The sequence below is a fragment of the Pseudochrobactrum kiredjianiae genome (assembly GCF_030362795.1).
Lineage (GTDB): Bacteria > Pseudomonadota > Alphaproteobacteria > Rhizobiales > Rhizobiaceae > Pseudochrobactrum > Pseudochrobactrum kiredjianiae.
Genome location: NZ_JAUCBM010000001.1, coordinates 1,058,142 through 1,080,308, shown reverse-complemented (window position 1 = coordinate 1,080,308; position 22,167 = coordinate 1,058,142). Strand labels below are relative to the sequence as shown.

19 protein-coding genes are annotated in these 22,167 nt (G+C 51.0%); 6 read left to right on the top strand and 13 right to left on the bottom strand.

Annotated features, from left to right (window positions below):
- The first annotated feature begins 99 nt into the window (after positions 1-99).
- On the top strand, positions 100-651 hold the full coding sequence (locus QUF18_RS04725) for a hypothetical protein (protein ID WP_289385692.1): 552 nt from the start codon (positions 100-102) through the stop codon (positions 649-651).
- Positions 652-709: 58 nt separating this feature from the next.
- Here the strand turns inward: QUF18_RS04725 and QUF18_RS04720 are convergent, their stop codons facing one another.
- Entirely contained in the window at positions 710-1,636 is a 927-nt protein-coding gene (locus QUF18_RS04720) for a LysR family transcriptional regulator (protein ID WP_289385690.1), read from the bottom strand.
- A 188-nt stretch (positions 1,637-1,824) separates the two neighbouring features.
- On the opposite strand from QUF18_RS04720, the gene QUF18_RS04715 reads away from it, so the two are divergent.
- Entirely contained in the window at positions 1,825-2,706 is an 882-nt protein-coding gene (locus tag QUF18_RS04715; protein ID WP_289385688.1) for a pirin family protein, read from the top strand.
- A gap of 101 nt (positions 2,707-2,807) precedes the next feature.
- Positions 2,808-3,497, top strand: coding sequence for a hydrolase (locus tag QUF18_RS04710; protein WP_289385686.1), 690 nt, complete (start codon positions 2,808-2,810; stop codon positions 3,495-3,497).
- A 50-nt stretch (positions 3,498-3,547) separates the two neighbouring features.
- Here QUF18_RS04710 and QUF18_RS04705 read toward each other — a convergent pair whose 3' ends face one another.
- From QUF18_RS04705 to ureB, 4 genes are all read right to left on the bottom strand, one after another.
- On the bottom strand, positions 3,548-4,930 hold the full coding sequence (locus QUF18_RS04705; protein WP_289386147.1) for an MATE family efflux transporter: 1,383 nt from the start codon (positions 4,928-4,930) through the stop codon (positions 3,548-3,550).
- Positions 4,931-5,212: 282 nt separating this feature from the next.
- A complete protein-coding gene (locus QUF18_RS04700; protein WP_289385684.1) occupies positions 5,213-6,502 on the bottom strand; it encodes an NCS2 family permease in 1,290 nt (429 codons plus the stop codon).
- Between the two features lie 349 nt (positions 6,503-6,851).
- Positions 6,852-8,567: an urease subunit alpha gene (gene ureC / locus QUF18_RS04695; protein ID WP_289385682.1), complete on the bottom strand. Its 1,716-nt coding sequence runs from the start codon at positions 8,565-8,567 to the stop codon at positions 6,852-6,854.
- Between the two features lie 90 nt (positions 8,568-8,657).
- Entirely contained in the window at positions 8,658-9,419 is a 762-nt protein-coding gene (ureB, locus tag QUF18_RS04690; protein ID WP_289385680.1) for an urease subunit beta, read from the bottom strand.
- 740 nt (positions 9,420-10,159) lie between these two features.
- On the opposite strand from ureB, the gene QUF18_RS04685 reads away from it, so the two are divergent.
- On the top strand, positions 10,160-11,728 hold the full coding sequence (locus QUF18_RS04685) for an EAL domain-containing protein (RefSeq protein ID WP_289385677.1): 1,569 nt from the start codon (positions 10,160-10,162) through the stop codon (positions 11,726-11,728).
- A gap of 241 nt (positions 11,729-11,969) precedes the next feature.
- Positions 11,970-12,716, top strand: a complete 747-nt coding sequence (locus tag QUF18_RS04680; RefSeq protein WP_289385675.1) for a L,D-transpeptidase — start codon at positions 11,970-11,972, stop codon at positions 12,714-12,716.
- Between the two features lie 158 nt (positions 12,717-12,874).
- Here the strand turns inward: QUF18_RS04680 and QUF18_RS04675 are convergent, their stop codons facing one another.
- The 8 genes from QUF18_RS04675 to katA all read right to left on the bottom strand — a co-directional run bounded on the left by QUF18_RS04675 (position 12,875) and on the right by katA (position 20,946).
- Entirely contained in the window at positions 12,875-13,585 is a 711-nt protein-coding gene (locus QUF18_RS04675) for a phosphoribosylaminoimidazolesuccinocarboxamide synthase (RefSeq protein ID WP_289385673.1), read from the bottom strand.
- 181 nt (positions 13,586-13,766) lie between these two features.
- A complete protein-coding gene (gene guaA / locus QUF18_RS04670; RefSeq protein WP_289385672.1) occupies positions 13,767-15,326 on the bottom strand; it encodes a glutamine-hydrolyzing GMP synthase in 1,560 nt (519 codons plus the stop codon).
- An 88-nt stretch (positions 15,327-15,414) separates the two neighbouring features.
- Complete coding sequence (locus QUF18_RS04665; protein WP_289386145.1) at positions 15,415-16,131, bottom strand: 5'-methylthioadenosine/S-adenosylhomocysteine nucleosidase; 717 nt, start codon at positions 16,129-16,131, stop codon at positions 15,415-15,417.
- 214 nt (positions 16,132-16,345) lie between these two features.
- On the bottom strand, positions 16,346-16,801 hold the full coding sequence (locus tag QUF18_RS04660; protein ID WP_289385670.1) for a PaaI family thioesterase: 456 nt from the start codon (positions 16,799-16,801) through the stop codon (positions 16,346-16,348).
- A gap of 295 nt (positions 16,802-17,096) precedes the next feature.
- Complete coding sequence (locus QUF18_RS04655; protein ID WP_289385668.1) at positions 17,097-18,389, bottom strand: RsmB/NOP family class I SAM-dependent RNA methyltransferase; 1,293 nt, start codon at positions 18,387-18,389, stop codon at positions 17,097-17,099.
- A gap of 113 nt (positions 18,390-18,502) precedes the next feature.
- Positions 18,503-19,054, bottom strand: a complete 552-nt coding sequence (locus QUF18_RS04650; protein WP_374806461.1) for a disulfide bond formation protein B — start codon at positions 19,052-19,054, stop codon at positions 18,503-18,505.
- A 91-nt stretch (positions 19,055-19,145) separates the two neighbouring features.
- Positions 19,146-19,319, bottom strand: a complete 174-nt coding sequence (locus QUF18_RS04645; protein ID WP_289385663.1) for a hypothetical protein — start codon at positions 19,317-19,319, stop codon at positions 19,146-19,148.
- Between the two features lie 127 nt (positions 19,320-19,446).
- Positions 19,447-20,946 carry a catalase KatA gene (gene katA / locus QUF18_RS04640; protein ID WP_289385660.1) on the bottom strand — a complete coding sequence of 500 codons (1,500 nt, stop codon included), beginning with the start codon at positions 20,944-20,946 and terminating at the stop codon, positions 19,447-19,449.
- Between the two features lie 269 nt (positions 20,947-21,215).
- Between katA and QUF18_RS04635 the strand changes: the two genes are divergently transcribed.
- Positions 21,216-22,163 (top strand): hydrogen peroxide-inducible genes activator, encoded by a 948-nt coding sequence (locus QUF18_RS04635; protein WP_289385658.1) that lies wholly within the window; start codon positions 21,216-21,218, stop codon positions 22,161-22,163.
- Positions 22,164-22,167 lie beyond the last annotated feature (4 nt).

Below are 22,167 nucleotides of genomic sequence, written 5' to 3'. Positions count from 1 at the left end.
TCATTTGATTTAGGCTATAGCGATCAACGCTTTTAATATTGCCTTTAAAACGGCTGCCTAAATACATTCAAATGGCCTCAGAAGGTTAGATATCTTTTAATGGAAGCAACGCAGTTTATTGAGATCTTCACGCATGTCCGCATTCTGATTGCGATGATCATAAGTCTCTCAATAGCGCGTATCTTATCCGGCGTAGCCAGATTTCTACAGCATCCAAAGCGAAATCGAATTTCAGTACTTCATTTGCTGTGGGTCTTTTCCATGCTGCTGGAACTTATTTTGTTTTGGTGGTGGGGTGTCCGGCTTGGTAAAGACGTTGAATGGACTTTCGTAGCGTTTGCATTCCAAATTAGTTATGCGATTACGCTGTTTCTGATGACTGCACTGTTATTTCCTGACGATATTGCAGAATATAAAGGCTATCAGGACTTTTTCATTCAACGCCGATATTGGTTTTTTACGCTTCTGGCTCTGACCTGGATTATAGATATTTCCAAAGCCATTGTTGCCGGAGGTAATATCAGCTCAACTCTGCTGCTTCACGCATCAGTTACACTGAGTTTATGTGCGCTTGCGGCCTTCTTTAAACATCCTAAGATTCAGATCGCCATCGTGTTGATCTACATCTCCCGCCAATTGCTTTCTATATGATTGCTGCCCAGCCGTTTTCCGGGCAGCATCAGCTATGATCTTTAGCTCCGCAGAGAGCTTAAGTCAGGCTGTAATCGGTTTCTTCCCGCGCCAGTTTCGTATATTCATTTCCAAGGAAATCCAGCAACGAACGCACTGATGGCAACAAGCCGCGACGCGACGGAAAAGCCGCATGAAGAATACCGGTACGCGGCGCCCATTCCGGCAGCACATCCACCAGGCGTCCCTCGCGTAAATCCTCACGGATGACCATTGTCGGCAACTGGCACACACCAACGCCATGCAGTGCGGCCATGCGCAATGCCACCATGTCTTCCGTAATCAGGCGCGGTTTGTGATGCACTCTGGCAGTCGCACCATCTGCTTTTTCAAGACACCATTCATGATCGGCACGCTGCGGATCCCACGCCAAACTTGGCAATTCTGCCAGATCGGCAGGCACCAATGGCCGGTTGATATCAGCAATCACCGAAGGGCTGGCGACAAGCCGCTGCGGACTTTCTGCCAGTTTGCGGATCACCAGATCACTGTCGTCGAGCGGCGGGAAGCGGACACGGATTGCCAGATCAAATCCTTCGCGCAACACATCCACACGACGATTGGTGCTTTCCAGCAGCACATCAACTTTGGGGTTTTCTTTCATGAAGCGGGCTATCAAATCACCGATCTGGAAATAGATCATTGATGACGGGCAGCTCACCCGTACCACGCCCTGTGGTTCAGAGCGCATCCGGTCGATGACTTCCTGCGCGGCCTCCGCCTCCACCAGCATGGCGACACAATGGCGATAATATTCCTGCCCAATATCTGTAACCGCGAAATGGCGGGTGGTGCGCTGAATTAGCCGTACGCCGAGACTTTCTTCCAGCAGGCCGATACGGCGGCTGAGACGGGAGCGCGGCATATTCAGCTTACGCGCGGCAGCAGCAAACCCGCCCTGCTCGACCACAACAACAAAAAATCTCAGATCATTCAGATCCTGCATGGAAACTCCCTGTGTCATCATTCATGAAATGGAATATAATCGTATTATCGTAAAGCGCTACATGATTGTCTCATATTTCAGACATTGTAGTGCATTTTTGCTGACTACCGCATTTTTTGTCTCACTCATATCTTCCTGTCATCAACACGCACACAGCATTTGCTGCAAGCGACAACAGGAGACAGACAATGAGAAAGGTATTAGGTGTTTACAGCAGCCCCCGCCCGCACTGGGTCGGCGACGGCTTTCCTGTGCGCTCGATGTTTTCCCATGCCAGCCACGGCGAGCATGTCAGTCCGTTTCTGCTGCTGGACTATGCAGGCCCTGCGAAATTCCCACCAGCCGAGAAAGGTTCCGATCACCGGCGCGGCGTCGGCATCCATCCACATCGTGGTTTTGAAACCGTCACCATTGTTTATCAGGGTGAAGTAGAACACCGCGATTCAACAGGCAACGGCGGGATTATCGGTGCCGGTGATGTGCAGTGGATGACGGCTGCCAAAGGCATATTGCACGAAGAATTTCACTCCCGTGCCTTCACGCAATCCGGAGGAACCCTGCAAATGGTTCAGCTCTGGGTCAATCTTCCGGCCAAAAACAAGAATGCAGAGCCCGGTTATCAAAGCCTGCTCAAATCGGACATTCCTGTCGTTGATCTGGCAGATAAAGCAGGCTGTTTACGGGTCATCGCCGGTCAGTTTGGCAAGATCAAAGGTCCTGCCCGCACCTTCACGCCTATTAATCTCTGGGATGTGTGGCTCAAACAAAACGGCAATACCACTCTGAATATTCCGGAAGGCCACACAGCTATGCTGGTCGTGCTCAGCGGAACAATCACAATCAACAATGACAAGCAGGCCACCGAGGCTCAGCTCGTCTTGCTGAACCGCGAAGGTGACGATGTACGGATTGAAGCTGCCAATGATGCTTCATTTCTGGTGCTCAGCGGAGAGCCGATTAACGAGCCGGTCGTTATACATGGTCCGTTCGTCATGAATACCACACAGGAAATCAGCGCCGCTCTGCGTGACTTTCAGAGCGGACGCTTCGGAACCATACCAGTTTCATGACCGGATGACCGGCCATGCGCTGCCGGTTTCACATCGCCCCCAGCATTGTGGAACCGGCAGTTGAGTTGAATACCCCCCTCTTAACCTCAAGGAGACATGCAATGAATATTCCAACAACGATTGCGAATTTTGGTGGCCAGCGTCCGGTTATTGATCCGGAAGATGCGGTTATGCTGCTGATTGATCATCAGAGCGGCCTGTTCCAGACAGTTGGCGACATGCCAATGACGGAACTGCGTGCCCGTGCCACAGCACTCGCCAAAATTGCGACACTGGCCAAAATTCCGGTTATCACCACGGCATCCGTGCCGCAGGGCCCGAACGGCCCGCTGATTCCGGAAATTCATGAAAGTGCACCGCATGCTCAATATGTTGCCCGTAAAGGCGAGATCAATGCATGGGACAATCCGGATTTTGTTGCCGCGGTTAAGGGAACAGGCCGCAAAACCCTGATTATCGCCGGTACAATCACCAGCGTTTGCATGGCCTTCCCGTCGATCTCCGCTGTATATGACGGTTATAAAGTTTTTGCCGTTGTTGATGCTTCCGGCACTTATTCCAAAATGGCGCAGGAAATCACGCTGGCTCGTATCACTCAGGCAGGTGTTATCCCTATGGATACCGCAGCCGTTGCCTCGGAAATCCAGCGCACATGGAACCGCGAAGATGCGCTTGAATGGGCGAAAGTCTACACTCTTATTTTCCCGCACTACCAGTTGCTGATGGAAAGCTATGCGAAAGCACAGGACGTTGCGACTAATCACGAAGTTTTGGACTCAATGCGTAAATAATTATTAAAAATGAGAAGACCGCGGAACTGATACGTTCCGCGGCCTTTTTATCAGACATAGATCACATTGCTGAGTTTATCGCGCCGCAGCCAGCGCTGCGTCATCAGCACCGCAACAATCGCCAGACCGCTGGCCAGACCGATCCACACGCCAACGCCCTCAAATTTAAAGGTAAAGGCAAGCAGCGCACCAAGCGGCAGACCAACGCCCCAATAGCCGAGCAGAGCCAAGAACATCGGGATGCGCGTATCGCGTAAACCACGCAACATACCGGCAGCCACGGCCTGCGCCCCGTCAACAATCTGAAACAGCGCGGCAAAAGCGAGGAATGATACGCAAAGCCCGATTACCTCGGCATTGGCCGGATCGTTAATATCCAGAAACGCACTGATAAAGACCTTCGGCATCAGGATCATCATCAAGCCCATAAAGCCCATGAAACCAACACCCAGCGCATAGGCACTCCAACCGGCATAGGCGACTGCCTCACGATTACCCGCGCCATAAGCACGACCAACACGCACCGTCGCTACCTGCCCGAAGCCGAGCGGCACCATGAAACTCAGAGACGCGATCTGCATTGCAACGGCATGAGCCGCGAGCGATGTCGGGCTGATTTTACCCATCATCAGCACAGCCGCGTAGAAAATCGTGGTTTCAAACGCGAAGGTCAGTGCCATTGGCAGACCAATGCGCCACAGCTCGATAAAGCGCGGCCAGTCAGGACGCCAGAAGCGACCGAAAAGGCGATAGCGGCGGAATTTCTTATGGGTACAGACAACCACAACCAGACCGATAAACATCATCCAGCTGGAGGCTGTTGTTGCAATACCCGCACCGCGAATGCCCAGTTCCGGCAAACCAAACTTACCGAAAATCAGGCCATAAGCAGCAATCGCATTGAACACGATGGCGAAAGCCGCAATCAGCAATGTCCAGAGCGGACGCTCCATTGCCGCCAAAAATGAACGCAGACCAATATAGCCGAGATATGGCAGCATTGCCCATTGCAGCGTATGCATCATCTGCACGGAATGCGCGGCAATGTCCGGCCTCTGCCCCATAAACAGGAAAACGGATTCCGCGTTCCAGAGCAATATCCAGAACGGAATACAGATAATGATCGCTGTCCAGAAACCCTGACGCACTGTGCGACGCACATCGCGTACCGAGTGACGGTTGCGGCCAAGCGCCATCGCCATCATCGGCAATGTCGCAGAAACCAGCCCCATACAGAAGATCATCATCGAATGATAAAAACTGGTGGTCAGCACGGCAGCCGCCAGCGTATCGGCGCCAAGACGGCCAATCAGGATCACGTCCGTGGCGGTCAGTGCAGCCTGCGAAAGATTAGTAAAGATCAGCGGCCAGCCAAGCTTGAAAGAAGAGACAATCTCCCTGCCCCAGCGACTACCCGTTTGTGTCTGCGTCATTGCAGTCATAATCAGCCGCCTCCCGACAGCTTTTCACCAGCGAACCGGCGTGTACAAAGTATTTTCCGGCCTGAAACCTCAGGAAAACACTCTTATTTTGATGTGGTATAAGATCAGACGAAAGCCGGACGAATAAAGCCGCTGTCTGTAAGTCAATACCATGCTGTATCATGACCATTGATGAAGATCGAGTGTGATCTCATATGACAATAAAATGAGTTGAGCCGCGAAGCTGTTCTGCTTCGCGGCTCAACCAGATCTTTATTGAACGCTACTTAGTCCTTAGTGAACATAAGCAAAGCGGATGACAAACAGAGCCGCAACAATCCACGTTGCCGGATGAATGACGCGCCATTTACCCGAACCAGCTTTCAGAACAACATAGCTGATAAAGCCGAATGCCAGACCGTTTGCGATCGAATAGGTGAACGGAATGCCGAGTGCAGTCAGCGCAGCCGGTGCAGCTTCGGTTACATCATCCCACTCGATTTCCGACATTTCGCGCATCATCAGACAAGCGACGTAAATCAGAGCCGGTGCAGTAGCATAAGCAGGTACGGAACCAGCCAGCGGTGCAATGAACAGAGCTGCGAGGAACAGGAGTGCAACAACCAGAGCTGTCAAACCTGTACGACCACCGGCCTGTACACCCGAAGCGCTTTCAACATAAGCAGTTGTCGAGCTGGTACCGATGATGGAGCCACCGATAATCGCGGTGCTGTCTGCAAACAAAGCGCGGTTCAGACGGTTTGGCTTGCCTTCAGGAATAAGACCTGCGCGCTTGCTCACACCGATCAGTGTACCGGTCGCATCGAAAACTTCAACCAGCACGAAAACCAGAATAACCTGCAGGAAGCCCACATGCAGAGCGCCCATAACATCGAGCTGCATAAATGTTGGCATCAGGCTTGGCGGTGCGGAGAATACGCCCTGAAACTGGCTTACGCCGAGCATAATCGACAGAACGGTCACAACCAGAATACCGATCAGGATCGAACCGCGAACTTTCAGCGCATCCAGAACAGCCATGATGAAGAAACCGAAAATCGCCAGCAGCGGACCGGTTTTGGTCAGATCGCCGAGGGTGATGAAGGTTGCTTCGCTACCGACAATAATGCCGGAGCTTTTCATGCCGACCAGCGCGAGGAACATGCCGATACCGACGGCAATTGCACTGCGCAGGGATCTCGGAATGCCATCAACCAGCCAGCTGCGGATGCCGGAAACTGTCAGGATGAAGAAGATAACGCCGGAGATGAAAACCGCACCCAGCGCTTGTTGCCATGTAAAGCCCATGGCACCAACAACGGTGAAAGCGAAAAACGCATTCAGGCCCATACCCGGCGCCATACCAATCGGCCAGTTGGCAACAAATGCCATGACGATTGAACCGAGCGCAGCGGCAAGACAGGTTGCGACGAAAATCGCATTCCGGTCCATACCGGTGGAGGACAGAATGTCCGGATTAACAAAAATGATATAGGACATCGTCAGGAACGTTGTCAGACCAGCGAGCACTTCTGTGCGCACATTGGTTTTGTGTTCCTGTAACTTGAAGAATTTTTCCAGCATGGTTGCTCCCTGTCAGTCTTTTTTGAGAAGGCGTCCTGACGTCTGCAGATAAATTGCCCCCTCACAAATTCCGACACCCAAAAGCGGTGACAGGCTGCGGGAGACGACCTGTTATTGATCGCCATTCAGACGATTCATAACAATGCCACATTTTTGCCATTATCAGATTAGCGGGCTGGCGTAAATCCACCAGCCCGGTTTTCCCACATTCCATAGGTTTTATGCACTGAATCTCGCAGGAAAAACTATTTTCGCCGAACAGATCACAACCGATTGCGGGCAAATAAGGCACAAGACAAGTCGGGGCACACGCCGCATAAGAAGATGCGACGCGTGTGTTTTGAGAGGATCAGAACAGATTATAACGCTGTGCAAGCGGCACGACTGAAACCGGCTCTGCCCCGATTTCCGCACCATCAACGCTGACTTTATAAGTCTTCGGATCAACGGTGATTTGCGGCAATGCATCATTGAGCTTCATATCGGCCTTGGTCAGACCACGGCATTTAACCACCGGCTCAATGCGCTTCCTCAGACCGAGATTCAGCACATTGCCATCATTGAGCGATGCCTGACTGACGAACAGGATTGAAGTCTTGCCAATACCGGAAGACAGGGCACCGAACATCGGACGCATAATCACCGGCTGCGGTGTCGGGATAGATGCATTGGCATCGCCGATCTGAGCATAAGCAATGAAACCGCTTTTCATCACCAGCTCAGGACGCTGGCCGAAGAATGCCGGCTTCCACAGCACCAGATCAGCAACTTTTCCGGCCTCAACCGAACCGATGAGATGGCTGATACCATGGGCAATTGCCGGATTGATGGTATATTTGGCGATATAGCGCTTGATACGGAAATTATCATTTCCTGCACCATCCTGCGGCAAGCTTCCGCGCTGCGCTTTCATCTGATCGGCGACCTGCCATGTCCGCATAATCACCTCACCACCACGTCCCATTGCCTGACTGTCAGAGGTCATCATGGAAATCGCACCGATATCATGCAATACGCCTTCCGCAGCAATCGTATTGGCGCGGATACGGCTTGCCGCGAACGCCACATCTTCCGGGATATTCTTATCCAGATGATGGCAAACCATCAGCATATCGAGATGCTCTTCCACCGTATTCACAGTGTAAGGCAGCGTGGGCGTGGTGGAACTGGTCAGCACATTGGCTTCAGCACAGATACGCATCAGATCGGGTGCATGACCGCCGCCCGCACCTTCTGCATGATAGGCATGGATAGAGCGACCGCCAAAAGCTTTGATGGAATCTTCCACCGTGCAGCTTTCATTGACTGAATCCATATGAATGGTGACCTGAATGTCATATTCGTCGGCCATGTCCATACAGGTTGCAATGGCAGCCGGTGTTGTGCCCCAGTCTTCATGGAGCTTCAAGCCTGCCGCACCGGCCAGCACCTGCTCGCGCATACCTTCAGGACGGGAAGAGCTGCCGCGACCGGTGAAGATCACATTGAGTGGTAGATCATCGGTCGCCTGCATCATATTATGCAGATAATTCGGGTTTGGCGTGCAGGTTGTTGCCATTGAGCCGGTTGCAGGTCCGGTACCGCCGCCAAGCACAGTGGTCAGCCCGCTGGCAATCGAGGTAATCGGCTGTGACGGCGTGATATAATGGAAGTGGGTATCAATACCACCAGCGGTGATGATACACCCCTCAGCCGAGATCACCTCTGTATTGACCCCGATCACCAGATCAGGATGCACACCAGCCATAACATCCGGATTACCGGCTTTGCCGATACCGGCGATTTTACCGTCCTTGATACCAATATCGGCTTTAACAATGCCGGTATAATCAATGATCAGCGCATTTGTGATGATGCAATCCAGCGCCTTGTCACTGCTGACACCGGTGGCCTGCCCCATACCATCACGGATGACCTTACCGGAGCCGAAGATGCACTCATCACCATAGACCGTGTAATCATGCTCGACTTCCGCATAGAGATTGGTATCGCCCAGACGAACTTTATCGCCCTTGGTCGGGCCGAAAAACTTGGCGTAATCTGCACGGGTTATTTTATAGACCATGTTTTATCCTTATCGGCAGAGCGCGATGCGAAAAGCATATCCGGCACTCTGCAAGCTTAAATTATTGTTTGAAACCTGTGAGAAACACGCTCACTCAGCGTTGCGGCTGTCGGCAAAAGCCCGCTCATTCACGCGGGAAAGCGTGCGTGCTTTATTGCCTGCATCCACAGCACCATCGACCAGATTATTGCCGCCGCGAATGATCTGATTGCCGGAAATTGCAACCAGTGTAACGTCCTTTGTTTCACCCGGCTCAAAGCGCACAGCCAGTCCCGCCGGAATATCCAGACGCTTGCCATAGGCTGCTTCACGGTCGAATTTCAGGCGCGGATTGGTTTCAACAAAATTGAAGTGACTGCCGATCTGTACCGGACGGCTGTCGGTATTGGTAACGCTGATCGTAACAGTTTCCCGCCCTTCATTGAGCGCAATATCACCCTCTGCACAGACAACCTGACCGGCAATACCGATCTCTTCATCATCCTGCATTTTCTCCGGAACCGGCAGAAAGCTGCCATAGAGTGCAAGTTTCATGTCGCCTTTGTCAGCGCTGATTGGCGTACGTACGGCAACCAGTTTTGTGCCATCTCTAAAGGTGCCTTCAATCTGCACATCTTCAATCATCTCAGCCACGCCGGACATCACTTCGCGTTTGCCGAGAATTGTTCCGCCAAGATGCATCAGCTGCGCAACTGAATGCTGACCATCGCGGATCAGCTCCAACATCACCAGTGAGATCAGAGCCACGGCTTCCGGATAATTCAGACGCAAGCCGCGGGCGAGACGACGCTGCGCCAGCTGACCGGTGGTAACAAGCATCAGCTTGTCAGTTTCATGAGGTGTAAGATGCAATTTTTGCTCCTTGGATTTTGGGAAAACACAGGCGCAGCAAATCGCACGGCATACCGATGCATCGGTAAACCAGTGAGGAATACAGTGAGCCTGTTTGAAAAATAACGATGACTGCGGGCTAAGCCTCTGCTGCAGACGGCACGGGATCAAAACCATTCAGTCCGGCAATCCGTCAGCAAAACGGACAACCGGATAAAATCAGGACGCAATGCGCCTGTGGCCAAAAAACGCTCTGGCGGCATAGCAGAATGATTGAGAATTAAACGTGCAGAAAGGGCATCAGCCCCGCATCGGAAAAACTAGCCGATGTCGAGTCCTGAGAAATGTTCCATCATGTGATTAACGACAAAAAAAGTCAGCAATCTCGGCCCTGTCATATCAACTTTGTAACGAAAAAAGCGCGGCGGAATCTGTTTTTCAGCGTCGCCGCAATACTGATAAAGACAGCACCCTCAGTTGAAGTCAAGAGCCCATATTCAAGGCATTTTAACATGTTGAAAGACTACACAACCTTCCTCAAACGCACTTGCTTCTTGTCATTTTTATAAGTGCTGAAACCTGATCAAAAAATTGCAATTTTTGTTTTTTCATCTGCAAATTATGCGTTTGTCCGGTTTTACTGTCTATATAAGTAAGAATATCAGAATATGTTAATTTTAAAGACCAATTCTTATACTGCATCTACCAGCTTTACATGTAAGGAATAGATAACAACTCCTTTGTGAAAACCTGTCTCGGCAATGTGGCACCATAAATTTAAATTTCGGAAAAAGAAGTATACAGCAGGTCATGTTTTAATTGTCCTACTGGCATTTTTTACCCCCCTGCTGTTAGGCACGCCACTGATATTCTGGCAGGCGGAAAAAACCCTTTATAAAAAATCTGATGCCGCCAGTCGCACGATCATCGACCAGCTCAACACCATCCTTGATGATGCCAAAACATTGACCGATGAAACGGCGACAATGGTCGACAGGCCGTGTTCAGAGATCATCGAAAAATTGCGCCTGCAGACGGCGTCCACCTCTTTTGTGCAATCGCTGGCCGTCTCTGACCGCGATATTGTGCGATGCAGCACGATTTACGGCAACAGTCCGAAACCGCTGGATATACCGAATTTCTATCAGGACAAGCTGGCGCTAGTGCAAGGCAACAGCATTCTTCCTGATCGTCCGGTTCTAATGTATCGCACAGAGAAAAACTCGGCTTCAATTTTGGCCAGCATCAATGGCGAATATATCACGCAGCTGCTCAACAATATTGAGATGACGCCCATTTCAACGGTTGTTATCGGCGATCAGCGTATCGGGCGCAACGGTCTGATCAGAGCCAATGACACAGATGAAAAAGGCAAGGTCTGCACCGTCGATACTTCAACCAAATATCCGTTCAAAGTTGAGACCGGTTTTGAGCCAGGGGATCTGCGCGACTATGTCTTTGCGCGCTATACGCCGATCTTCGGCCTGCTGCTGGTCTTCGGCGGCATCAGTGCTTTCGCAACGCATCGCATGGCCATGAATGCGCGCAATATTTCTGCTGAGAGCAGGCGCGCGATCAAAAATGACGAGTTTGTTCCCTATTATCAACCGATTATCCGTGCTGATACACATCAATGCGTGGGCGCAGAAGTTTTAAGCCGCTGGGAACATCCGTTAGAAGGATTGATTCCGCCTAATAGTTTCATTCCTTTTATGGAGCGTTCCGGCCTCATCATTCCGATGACAACCGCATTGATCCGGCGCGCCGCCAGAGAACTGGTACCATTGCAGGATATTCTGCCGGATAATTTTCACGTCAGCATCAATATTTCGGCAGATTTTCTCGCTGATCCGGAACTCATTGCAACATGCAAACAATTCTTTCAGCAATTCGCAACTGGTAAAATCCGGTTGGTGCTGGAGCTGACCGAACGTGAAGCAATTGTACCGACGGAAGCGCTGCTGGAGCAAATCCGGACGCTGCGTCAGGAAGGTATATTAATCGCACTGGATGATTTCGGCGTCGGACATTCCAATCTCAACTATCTGCAAGAATTTCAGGCAGATATTCTCAAAATCGACCGTGGTTTCATCACCGGTATCGGTAACAATGATTTGTCCTGCCATGTTTTACAGAGCATCATTGACCTCGCCAGACAGCTGAAACTCAAGGTTATTGCCGAGGGGATCGAGACACTTGCGCAAGCCAATTATTTGCAGGAAAAAGGCGTGGAATATCTGCAAGGCTATTGTTTTTCAAAGCCACAACCGATTGATGTGTTTGAAGCCATAATCAATAAACACCCTGAGCAACCGTCTAACGCACAGTAGTCTAATGATTGCAAAAGTTCGGGGATTTTCCTTGGCACGACACCTGCTTGAAATCAGCAAGCCCCTCAAAGTCGCGCTCCGTTAACCATAACCGTTGCCAAAAAGACACCATCACCCTGACAATTCGACACTCTCTGTAAAGATAATTGATCAAACGGCAAACTCTTTGTAGACGCTTAAGAAAACCTTAAGCATCGCGGGTGAGCAAACAGTCTTCATCCGCCAGAAACTGGAGCCGGCTTTGTCTGTCTTACCCCCACTATATGCCCCGCTGCTGAAATCAGCATTATTTGCAGGTTTTGCCCTCGCCCTTTCAGCCTGTACGACTGTTCAAAATTCTGTTCCGGTTATTAATACAACTGTTGCCGAACCAGCCCCTGCCCTCGCCCCCGAGCCGGTCGCCAAAGCAGAGCCAGCTGTAGTAGAAACCGCTTCGATTGATGGCGATGCCACTTATATGTATCGCGCAATGAGCGACCAGAATTTCCAGATCCCTGCAATTGATCTGGCAAAACTCAAGCCGGAACATCGCCGTAAAGTCGTCAACTACAAGACCAGCGAAAAACCGGGTACTATCATTGTCGATCAGCCTGCCCGCTATCTCTATCTGGTACAACCGGAAGGCAAAGCCATCCGCTACGCTGTTGGCGTTGGTCCGGCAGCGCGCGGCTTTAATGGTGGTGACGCAGTGATTGCCCGCAAGGCTTCATGGCCACGCTGGACACCGACGCCAAGCATGATCAAGCGTAATCCTGCACAATATCTGCGCAGCAAAGACGGCGTTGACGGTGGCCCGCGCAATCCGATGGGTGCCCGTGCGCTTTATATGCATAAAGATGGTATTGATACCTATTACCGCGTGCATGGAACGAACAACCCGTCCTCTATCGGCAAGGGTGTTTCTGCCGGTTGCATCCGCCTGATCAATCAGGACATTATCGACCTGCATTCCCGTGTTAAGCCGGGCGCACGCATCGTTGTGAAATAAACCTTCTGTAATTCAGCCCCGAAGACCAAATATCTTCGGGGCTGAATTGAATATTCCAAATAAAAAGACCGCCGCAGTCTTCAAAACTGCGGCGGCCTTTTTTATCTTAACAACCTAGAAAGTACCATGGCCGCTTTACGAAGCTTTGCCAGAACGTACTAACCGACCAGTCTTTCATACACAGTGCTATGTTCCAGCACTTTTCCCGCATCATCCATGACACGCATTGCATCAGCGGAGATTTCATCGATGACAACAATCTCTCCGTCGACAAGGCCGATTTCGATCTTCATATCGATCAGGGTAAGACCCTTCTCAGATAGGTCGGCTTCTACAATGCGGCACACATGGCGGGTAAGTTGCTTTGCCTGCTCAAGGTGAGCCGGAGTTAGCAGACCAAGGGTAACGATGCTATCATCATTGATAAGCGGGTCGCCACGCTCATCGTCTTTAACAGTGATCTCAACGAGATAGTCGAGCTTTTGCTCGGCGTCACGAATGTATTGCTGGTAACGGCGGATGAAACTGCCCCAAGGACGAGTGCGGCAGACAAACTCAAAGCCGCCTGCGCCGTTAATATCCTTGCCCAGCGGCTCGCCGCGACGAACTTCCATCGTGCCCTTTTCAAGATCAAGATTGACCAAGTGGGTAGGAACACCGGCAGAGTGAAGACGCTTGAAGAAGTAATCCGTCATGCCAAGAGATTTGCGACCCTTGCCTTCAACCTGACCGATAACGGTATTTGCACCCGGATCGATAATGCCGTCAGCACCAGTCACGTCGTCCTTGAACACCAAAAGAATGTTGCCATTGGCCAAGGCATAGAGGTCTTTTGTCTTGCCGGAATAAATCTTTTCGCTGCTGTTCATTCGTTTACTCGCTAAAGCTTATGCGCTGATTATATCTCTAGAGCGGCTTACGTTCATCTGGGTCGCAGTGCTCGCTCTGGATTCTTTAGTTTGTCGCATTATCCCGACGTCAAACCATTCCAACTTGACTGTGAAATGCTCCAGAAAAAACAATGCGCCGATTGGCGCATTGATCTTCAACTTATTCCCACTCAATGGTGCCCGGAGGCTTCGAGGTAATATCATAGACCACGCGATTGATGCCGCGCACTTCATTGATAATACGGGTCGCTGCCTTGGCAAGGAAGTCCATATCGTAATGGTAGAAATCAGCGGTCATACCGTCAACAGATGTTACCGCACGCAGCGCACATACAAATTCATATGTACGGCCATCGCCCATAACACCAACGGTCTGTACCGGTAGCAATACTGCGAATGCCTGCCAGATCACATCATAGAGACCGGCTTTACGGATTTCGTCCAGATAGACGGCATCAGCTTCACGCAGGATTTCCAGTTTCTCACGGGTGATACCACCCGGGCAACGAATTGCCAGACCTGGACCCGGGAACGGATGACGGCCGATGAATGAATCCGGCAGACCGAGTTCTTTACCCAGTACGCGCACTTCATCTTTGAAGAGTTCGCGCAATGGTTCCACCAGCTGCATATTCATGCGCTCAGGCAGACCGCCCACATTGTGGTGCGACTTGATTGTCACCGAAGGGCCTCCGGTGAAAGACACACTTTCGATCACGTCAGGATAGAGTGTACCCTGTGCGAGGAAGTCTGCACCACCGAGCTTAGCTGCTTCTTCTTCAAATACTTCAATGAAGAGACGGCCAATGGTCTTACGCTTCTTCTCAGGATCAGTTTCACCTTCAAGAGCGCCGATAAAACGATCCTGTGCATTCACGAGGATCAGCGGCAGATTGTAATGTTCTTTGAACATTGTAACAACCTGAGCTGCTTCATCTTTGCGCATCAGACCGTGATCAACCAGAATACAGGTCAGCTGATCGCCAACGGCTTCATGGATAAGCAATGCTGCAACTGAAGAATCCACACCGCCGGAAAGCGCGCAAATAACTTTGCCTTTGCCGACCTGTTTACGGATCGCTTCAACAGCCTGTTCGCGGTAAGCGGACATTGTCCAGTCCGGTTTGATACCGGCAATATTATGGACGAAATTCTGCAGAAGCTTTGCACCATCCGGCGTGTGAACCACTTCCGGATGAAACTGCACTGCAAAATATTTGCGCTTTTCATCAGCAATCGCTGCGAATGGTGCATTCGGTGATGTACCGACAACTTTGAAGCCTTCAGGCAGCGCGGTTACACGGTCGCCGTGGCTCATCCAGACCTGATGGCGGGTGCCTTTGGCCCAGACGCCGGCAAACAGGGCGCTGTCTTCGTTTACTTCAAGGAATGCACGGCCGAATTCACGGTCATGACCGCTCTCGACCTTGCCGCCCAGCTGCTCGCACATGGTCTGCTGACCGTAGCAAATGCCCATAACCGGAATACCGGCTTCAAACACTGCCTGTGGTGCGCGCGGACTACCGATATCGGTGGTCGAATGCGGGCTGCCGGACAAGATCACTGCTTTAGGATTGATGCGTTTAAACGCTTCATCCGCCAGCTGGAACGGTACGATTTCGGAATAGACGCCGGCCTCACGCACACGCCGCGCTATCAGCTGCGTGACCTGACTGCCAAAGTCAATGATAAGGATAGTATCGGGATGGGTGGTGCTCATGGGCAGCATCTAAAGAATTATGTTGATCGTTGCAAGCCGGAATCGAAACCCGCGACAATATATTAGGGCACAAAATAGTGGAGAGCGATTAGTCGCCAGACTTTACCGTCAGCGGCACTGTACGCTCCAGATCAGCCTTGTAAAGCCCCGGATCAGGATGACCGGTGGTTTTAACCAGATTGCCCTGCAACAAAGCAGCCTCAATCAGGCGTACCGACTGCGCAAGTTTCTCATCAATAATATGCAGATAGCGTGTCCAGTCAGACACTTGCTTAACTGCTTCGTCACCGTCAGAAATACCACGCAGACCAATCAACGGCACTGCAAAGCGCTGGCAGGTACGCAGGATTGCAAAGCTCTCCATATCCACCATATCCGCATCAATAGCATCATAGGCCGAACCGGTAACGATATTGGCACCTGTGGATAAAGAAGCGCTGGCAATGCCCGGCACATGGTAAGGCAGCGGAATAATGATCGGGAAATCTGCTGATGGCGTCTGCCCTTTGGCATAGCCCAGAGCCGATGCATCCATATCACGATAGCCGACATTGACAGCCTGATAAATCTCGGTTTGCACCAGCTTCGCCGAACCGGCAGAGCCAAGCGACACAACCAGATCCGGTAAAGCACCGCGCATCGACAAATCTGCCAGCACAGCGGAGACAACAATCGCCGCCTCAACAGGGCCGATACCGGTGATCAGCGGATTGAACATAGCTTTCAAATGCGGGCCGTATTCCGAAGGCGACGCCATAACAAACAGCACTTTTTTGCCGCCGAAATCATGCACATATTGCAGCATCGACATCGCATCTTCAGAAGCACCCTGTACCGGCGTGGACATAATCTTGGTCATTCTAACACCTGAGGCCACCCATACTAAGTAATGTGGCACACCCTTTTATTCGGACTTGCGCGGAGCCTTGGAATAAATCCGCGCGAGGTTCAAATCAAAAAGCTGCTTACAGAAGACGTTCTATAAACAGCACATTCAGGACAGGTGCTCAGAGAATAACCTAGTCCTGCAAATCTTCGCGATCTTTGACCACCATCAGCGTCGCTGTCATCGTGGCGATCAGTTTCACTTCGGTTTCGCCGACGGCAAATGCCTGTCCGTCGCTCACCATAATCGTGCGTCCCTGCTTGGTCACATTACCGAGGAACAGAAAATGGTCGCCTTTACCGGGCGCAAGCAGATTGACCTTGAACTCAATAGTCAAAACCGCTGCATCCGCTGGCATCATTGTCAGCGCAGAATAGGCACAAACCGAATCCAGCGCCGTTGACACAATACCCGCATGCAAAAAGCCATGCTGCTGCGTCAGGTCTGCGCGAAACGGCAGCTCCACTTCAACCACCCCCGGTTCGCAACGGGTCAATTGCGCGCCAATCAGTTTCATCACAGCCTGACGTGCGAAACTTTGCTCAACCCGTTCTTTGAAGTCCGGTTCTGCTATTCTCGGTACTGCCATAATATCCCTCAGCCTTGTACACTGAATGTCAGTTTTATGGCGCCTGCATAACAGTCTTGCGAACCTATTCCAACCACCGACCTGCATAAAGCATGGACTATACTAAACAGATTGGCAGATATGCGCTCATAGACATATATTTATATCGGATACTGCTTTTCAAGCTTAGCTAATAGCGCAAACAGAAAAAAATACCAGCTTTAAAGCCTCTAAAGCCGGTAAATTTTCAACATTGTTATCGGAATCAGAAAAACAGCGCGCTTAGAGCGATTACCACTTTTGGCTCGCAAATGTTTTAAACCGCCTGATTTTGCAACACAGCAATATAAAACCCGTCTGTATCGGTGGAAAGCGGCGAGAACACGGCGCCAAAATCAGGATAATGCGGTTGCGCCTGATCGGTTATGCCGTTCCACAGCTCTGCCATTGGCAGTGCTGTATAGTCAGGATTCTCTTCCAGAAAACGGGAAATCTGACGGTTATTCTCAGAAGCAAACAGCGAACAGGTCACATAAACCAGACGACCGCCAGGTTTGACATAATGTTTTGCCGCTTCCAGTACGTCCTGCTGATCGGCCACACGACGCTCAAGCTGCACATCCGTCAAGCGCCATTTAGCATCAGGGCGACGGCGCCATGTACCGGAGCCGGTGCAAGGCGCATCGGTCAGCACAATATCCATCAGATCTTTGTAAGGCTCCAGATTTTCCGGTCGGTTATGCACCTGTGTATTACGCACACCGGCGCGGCTCAAACGCTCATGGATCGGGTTGAGGCGCGAACGCTCGGCATCATAGGCATGAATCTGCCCTTTATTCTGCATCGCAGCGGCAAGTGCCAGTGTCTTACCACCCGCACCGGCGCAATAATCCATCACCTGAAGACCAGGCTGTGCGCCGACTAACTTGGCAGCCAGTTGCGAACCTAAATCCTGAACCTCATACCAGCCATCGAGAAAGGCCTGCTCCGTCTGCACATTCGGATGGCGGCCAAGAGCGCGCAAAGGCGGAATACGCACAGCATCCGTCAGATAAGGCGCGGCTTCTGCCCCGGCATTTTTCAGACCTTCGAGCGCGGCTAATACCTTATCGCGATTGGTTTTCAGTGTATTAACGCGCAAATCAACCGGCGGGCGCGTCGCAAGAGCTGCCGCCTGCTCGACCCAGCCCTCGCCGAACAATTCTGAAAACTCCGGCACCCAGCTCTCGGCAATATCAGCGCGGACATAATCCGGCGCATCAGCCAGATCGCGGCTTTCCCATGCCTGCAACTGCTCAGCGCTCATAGGCGCAGGTGCGAATTTATCACCGGCGAGATTGGCTTCCAGCCATTCAGCACCCATATCCGGATCGCTCAAAACCGAGGCGTGAACCAGCGCATGGGCATCTTGCGCATCCATGCGCCAGCCAAGTGATAATTTTCGACGCAGTACATCATAAACAATATTGCCGATCACGGCGCGGTCGCCAGCCCCCGCAAAGCGGTGCGCAGCGCCCCAGTCTTTCAACGCATCGGAAGCAGCACGGCTCTGGCGCTCAATATCTTCCAGCACTTCTATTGCTGCCTGCAACCGTCCGCCAACCCGCATTATCATTCCTTTGCCATAACTGTTCTGCATCGCATAACCCTGTGCGACAGCAAATGGCAACATAAATCACACGCGACACAAAGGCACGACCAGATTTGGCTGCAAAAAACAGCTTATTTCAACAGGGCATAGCCCGTTGTATGGCATTGCCCCAGACCGCACTGCACAGCAACTGAAACGGTATTGATCGCAACGATCAGCACAACATAGAGGCTTAAAACAACAGCTACGGAACGCAACACAGGAAATTTTCTCAGTGATACGCGCCTGTTATGGCGCGTATCGCCCCAAAGCAACATCTGGGCAGCAAAAGCAGTAATCAGCGCCAATGCGATCAGCACCGACCAGACCGGCATATGCAGCCCGAAAACTGTAGAGCCGATATATTCATGTCCCGCTCGGGTATAAATATCGAGTAAAGTCTGGCGCACAGAAACAATCAGCAGAAAAATAGCGAAGAACAAACTGATACCGGAGTTTTGAAAACTAGCCCCATAGCGAAATTGCAGAACCAGACCAAAGCAAACACCGAACATCGCAAGGCGCTGCAACAAACATAGCGGACACGGCAATTCGCCATCGGCATATTGATAGACCATTGCCGTTGTCAAAATAGTGGCAATCATCGCCATCATTGCCAGCAGATATAGAAAATGCAGTTGCATCCACAACAGCCGCTGCGATGGATCTGGTATTATTGTTTGCTGCGTATGACTGACCATGCAAAGTCTCCTAAAAATTCAGCAAAAGCGTATTTTACAGGTCGAGCCACGGCATGCTGTAGCCATATTCAGCGCTGTGAATTTCCCAAAGGAACTCTTTGGCCGCCAATCCCAGACTGAGAGCAACACAGATCAGCGCGAGTGTCCGCCAGCCGAACAATCCCAGAGCTAATGCAAGGAACATAAAAAGAAAGATTACGAACATCATAGGGTTTGACCTCTGCTTTATTGTCCGGCATTTCAGCACACTGGCTGTAAAGGTCAATTCTACGGCAAATAAATCAAATGCCGCCGGACATGACATCCGGCGGCATTTGTTCTTTTATTATAATTATTTACTCGGCAGCAGTCTGTTTTTCCTCGTTGGAAATTGTATTCGCCTCATAGCCATGGGCAGCTTTGAGCGCCGCACGCACACCGGCTTCATAATCCGGATGGATCAGTTTGAAGTGGCCAAGCTGGCGCTCGATGATAAAGCCCGGAACCCCACCCATTGCCGCAGCAATATTCGAGAATAAACGGCTTTTCTCACCAGCATCAAACAGATTAAACAAAGCGCGTGGCTGTGAATAATCATCATTGCCGATACGATGGTCAAAACGCGCTGCATCACCGGAAAGACGCAATGGCGGCTCTTTGGCTGATGGCTGCTCAACCGGACCATTGAAGGAATTCGGCTCGTAATAAGCATCAGAATTACCGGTTGCGATACCGCCAAATGTGTTCATCTGACCATCGCGATGGTAGTGATGCACAGGGCAAGTAGGCTTATTGACCGGAATTTGCTCATAATGCGTACCGAGACGATGGCGATGCGCATCCGCATAAGAGAACACACGTGCCTGCAACATCTTGTCAGGAGAATAGCCGATACCCGGCACGATATTCGACGGCGAGAATGCAGCCTGTTCGATTTCCGCAAAGTAATTATCAGCATTACGGTTCAGTTCCAGAATACCGATATCCATCACCGGATAATCCGCATGCGGCCAGACTTTGGTCAGATCGAACGGGTTATAGGTTGTCTTATCAGCATCAAGTTCAGGCATGATCTGAACCTGCACCTTCCAGCGCGGGAACTCACCTTTTTCAATCGCGCCAAACAGGTCAGCCTGTGTCGATTCACGAGTCTGACCGACAATTTTTTCGGCCTCTGCATTCGTCCAGTGCTTATGACCCTGCAGGGTCTTGAAGTGGAACTTCACCCAGTAACGCTCACCGGCATCATTCCAGAACGAATAAGTATGCGAACCGTAACCATTAATGTGGCGCACATCGGTTGGGAGGCCACGGTCAGACATCAGAATAGTCACCTGATGCAGGCTTTCCGGTGACAGCGACCAGAAATCCCACATTGCTGTGGCGGAACGCATATTGGTTTTCGGGTGGCGTTTCTGGGTATGAATGAAGTCCGGGAACTTCACCGGATCACGCACGAAGAAGACCGGCGTATTATTACCAACCAGATCCCAGTTGCCTTCCTCTGTATAGAATTTGAGCGAGAAGCCGCGCACGTCACGCTCAGCATCTGCCGCACCGGCCTCACCGGCAACAGTGGAAAAACGAGCGATCATCGGGGTCTTGGCACCCGGCTGTAAGGCTTTGGCTTTGGTATATTTGGAAATATCACCGGTGATGGTCAGCGTACCATGAGCGCCCCAGCCTTTGGCATGCACTGCACGCTCCGGAATACGCTCGCGGTTCTGATGCGCCAGCTTTTCAATCAGCTGATAATCGGTCATTAAGACCGGACCGCGCTCACCGGCGGTCAGGGAATTCTGATTATCCGGTATCGGTGAACCGGCACTGGTAGTCATAATCGGACGATCGGCCATTTTAGCACTCCCTTGAATTATAGGCTCTGGTTTGAGCCATTATAAAAAATTCGGCATGACAAAATGATGACGAGTTCAGAATTGCCACGAGGCGCCGGAACCAGTCATAACATGCGTTTATGCTGCAATTTCAAGCCGTTAATTCTGCCTGTAGACATTCAACTGAGCGGCTTTGAAATTGCACATTCATGCCCTGACTTCAGAATAGAACTATTCTAACTATAATTTCCAATTGTATTTCTTGAGATTATTGATAGGTTTTTCTTATCATGTTTACAGTCAAGCAAATGCGCTATTTTGATGCGCTCGCCACTCATCTGCACTTCCGCAAAGCCGCGGAAAGTGTGTTTGTCTCTCAACCTGCTTTGTCCGCACAGATTGCGGAAATGGAAAACCTTGCAGGCAGCCCACTGTTCGAGCGCGCCAATAAAACAGTTCTGCTAACTGAACTCGGGCATATTCTCTGGCCGCGCATCAAGATAATTTTGCAGGAAATCCGAGCGCTGGAAGAACTGACCGAGCAAAAAAGCGGTATTTTACAATCCCGACTGCGACTTGGCATCATCCCAACCATTGCCCCCTATTTGCTGCCCGATCTGATACAGGCGCTCAAAAAGCAATATCCAGTTCTGACGCTGGAACTGCGGGAAGCCCTGACTGACAGACTGCTGGAAGAGTTGCGCAATGGTGAACTGGATGCGGTGATTGCCGCTATGCCGGTGCATGACCCTTATCTGACCGGCCAGCATCTTTTTGATGACCGGTTTTTGATCGCAACATCCGCTAATAATAATGATGTGCTGCCCTCACCACTCACACAAGGCAATGCGGCATTGGAAAAACTATTGCTGCTGGAAGAAGGCCACTGCCTGCGCGATCAGGCGCTGGAAGTCTGCGCTATTCCGCGAGAACGAACATTAGTAAATTTCGGCGCGACCAGCATGGCCACGCTGCTGCAAATGGTCAGCAATGATATGGGGCTGACGCTGATACCGGAAATCGCCATCCGCTCAGAAGTTCCGCACAAGAATATTCGTATCGTGCCGTTTTCGGATGGTTCGCCTAAACGTCAGATCGGCCTGTTCTGGCGCAAGCAGAGCCTGAGACTTGCTGATTTCAAAGCATTGGCCTCTTGTGTGCAGCAGAGTGCAGAAAAAATTATGCTCCAATCCGATGAGCTTGATAAATTGCTCAATAACAATAGAGATTTCAACTGAACTG

What these genes read in the sequence shown, in the direction of transcription:
- QUF18_RS04725 (WP_289385692.1), top strand. Translation starts at nt 100, where the DNA reads ATGGAAGCAACGCAGTTTATTGAGATCTTCACGCATGTCCGCATTCTG.
- QUF18_RS04720 (WP_289385690.1), bottom strand. Translation starts at nt 1,636, where the DNA reads ATGCAGGATCTGAATGATCTGAGATTTTTTGTTGTTGTGGTCGAGCAG.
- QUF18_RS04715 (WP_289385688.1), top strand. Translation starts at nt 1,825, where the DNA reads ATGAGAAAGGTATTAGGTGTTTACAGCAGCCCCCGCCCGCACTGGGTC.
- QUF18_RS04710 (WP_289385686.1), top strand. Translation starts at nt 2,808, where the DNA reads ATGAATATTCCAACAACGATTGCGAATTTTGGTGGCCAGCGTCCGGTT.
- QUF18_RS04705 (WP_289386147.1), bottom strand. Translation starts at nt 4,930, where the DNA reads ATGACGCAGACACAAACGGGTAGTCGCTGGGGCAGGGAGATTGTCTCT.
- QUF18_RS04700 (WP_289385684.1), bottom strand. Translation starts at nt 6,502, where the DNA reads ATGCTGGAAAAATTCTTCAAGTTACAGGAACACAAAACCAATGTGCGC.
- ureC (WP_289385682.1), bottom strand. Translation starts at nt 8,567, where the DNA reads ATGGTCTATAAAATAACCCGTGCAGATTACGCCAAGTTTTTCGGCCCG.
- QUF18_RS04685 (WP_289385677.1), top strand. Translation starts at nt 10,160, where the DNA reads ATGTGGCACCATAAATTTAAATTTCGGAAAAAGAAGTATACAGCAGGT.
- QUF18_RS04675 (WP_289385673.1), bottom strand. Translation starts at nt 13,585, where the DNA reads ATGAACAGCAGCGAAAAGATTTATTCCGGCAAGACAAAAGACCTCTAT.
- guaA (WP_289385672.1), bottom strand. Translation starts at nt 15,326, where the DNA reads ATGAGCACCACCCATCCCGATACTATCCTTATCATTGACTTTGGCAGT.
- QUF18_RS04665 (WP_289386145.1), bottom strand. Translation starts at nt 16,131, where the DNA reads ATGCTGCAATATGTGCATGATTTCGGCGGCAAAAAAGTGCTGTTTGTT.
- QUF18_RS04660 (WP_289385670.1), bottom strand. Translation starts at nt 16,801, where the DNA reads ATGGCAGTACCGAGAATAGCAGAACCGGACTTCAAAGAACGGGTTGAG.
- QUF18_RS04655 (WP_289385668.1), bottom strand. Translation starts at nt 18,389, where the DNA reads ATGCGGGTTGGCGGACGGTTGCAGGCAGCAATAGAAGTGCTGGAAGAT.
- QUF18_RS04650 (WP_374806461.1), bottom strand. Translation starts at nt 19,054, where the DNA reads ATGCAACTGCATTTTCTATATCTGCTGGCAATGATGGCGATGATTGCC.
- QUF18_RS04645 (WP_289385663.1), bottom strand. Translation starts at nt 19,319, where the DNA reads ATGATGTTCGTAATCTTTCTTTTTATGTTCCTTGCATTAGCTCTGGGA.
- katA (WP_289385660.1), bottom strand. Translation starts at nt 20,946, where the DNA reads ATGGCCGATCGTCCGATTATGACTACCAGTGCCGGTTCACCGATACCG.
- QUF18_RS04635 (WP_289385658.1), top strand. Translation starts at nt 21,216, where the DNA reads ATGTTTACAGTCAAGCAAATGCGCTATTTTGATGCGCTCGCCACTCAT.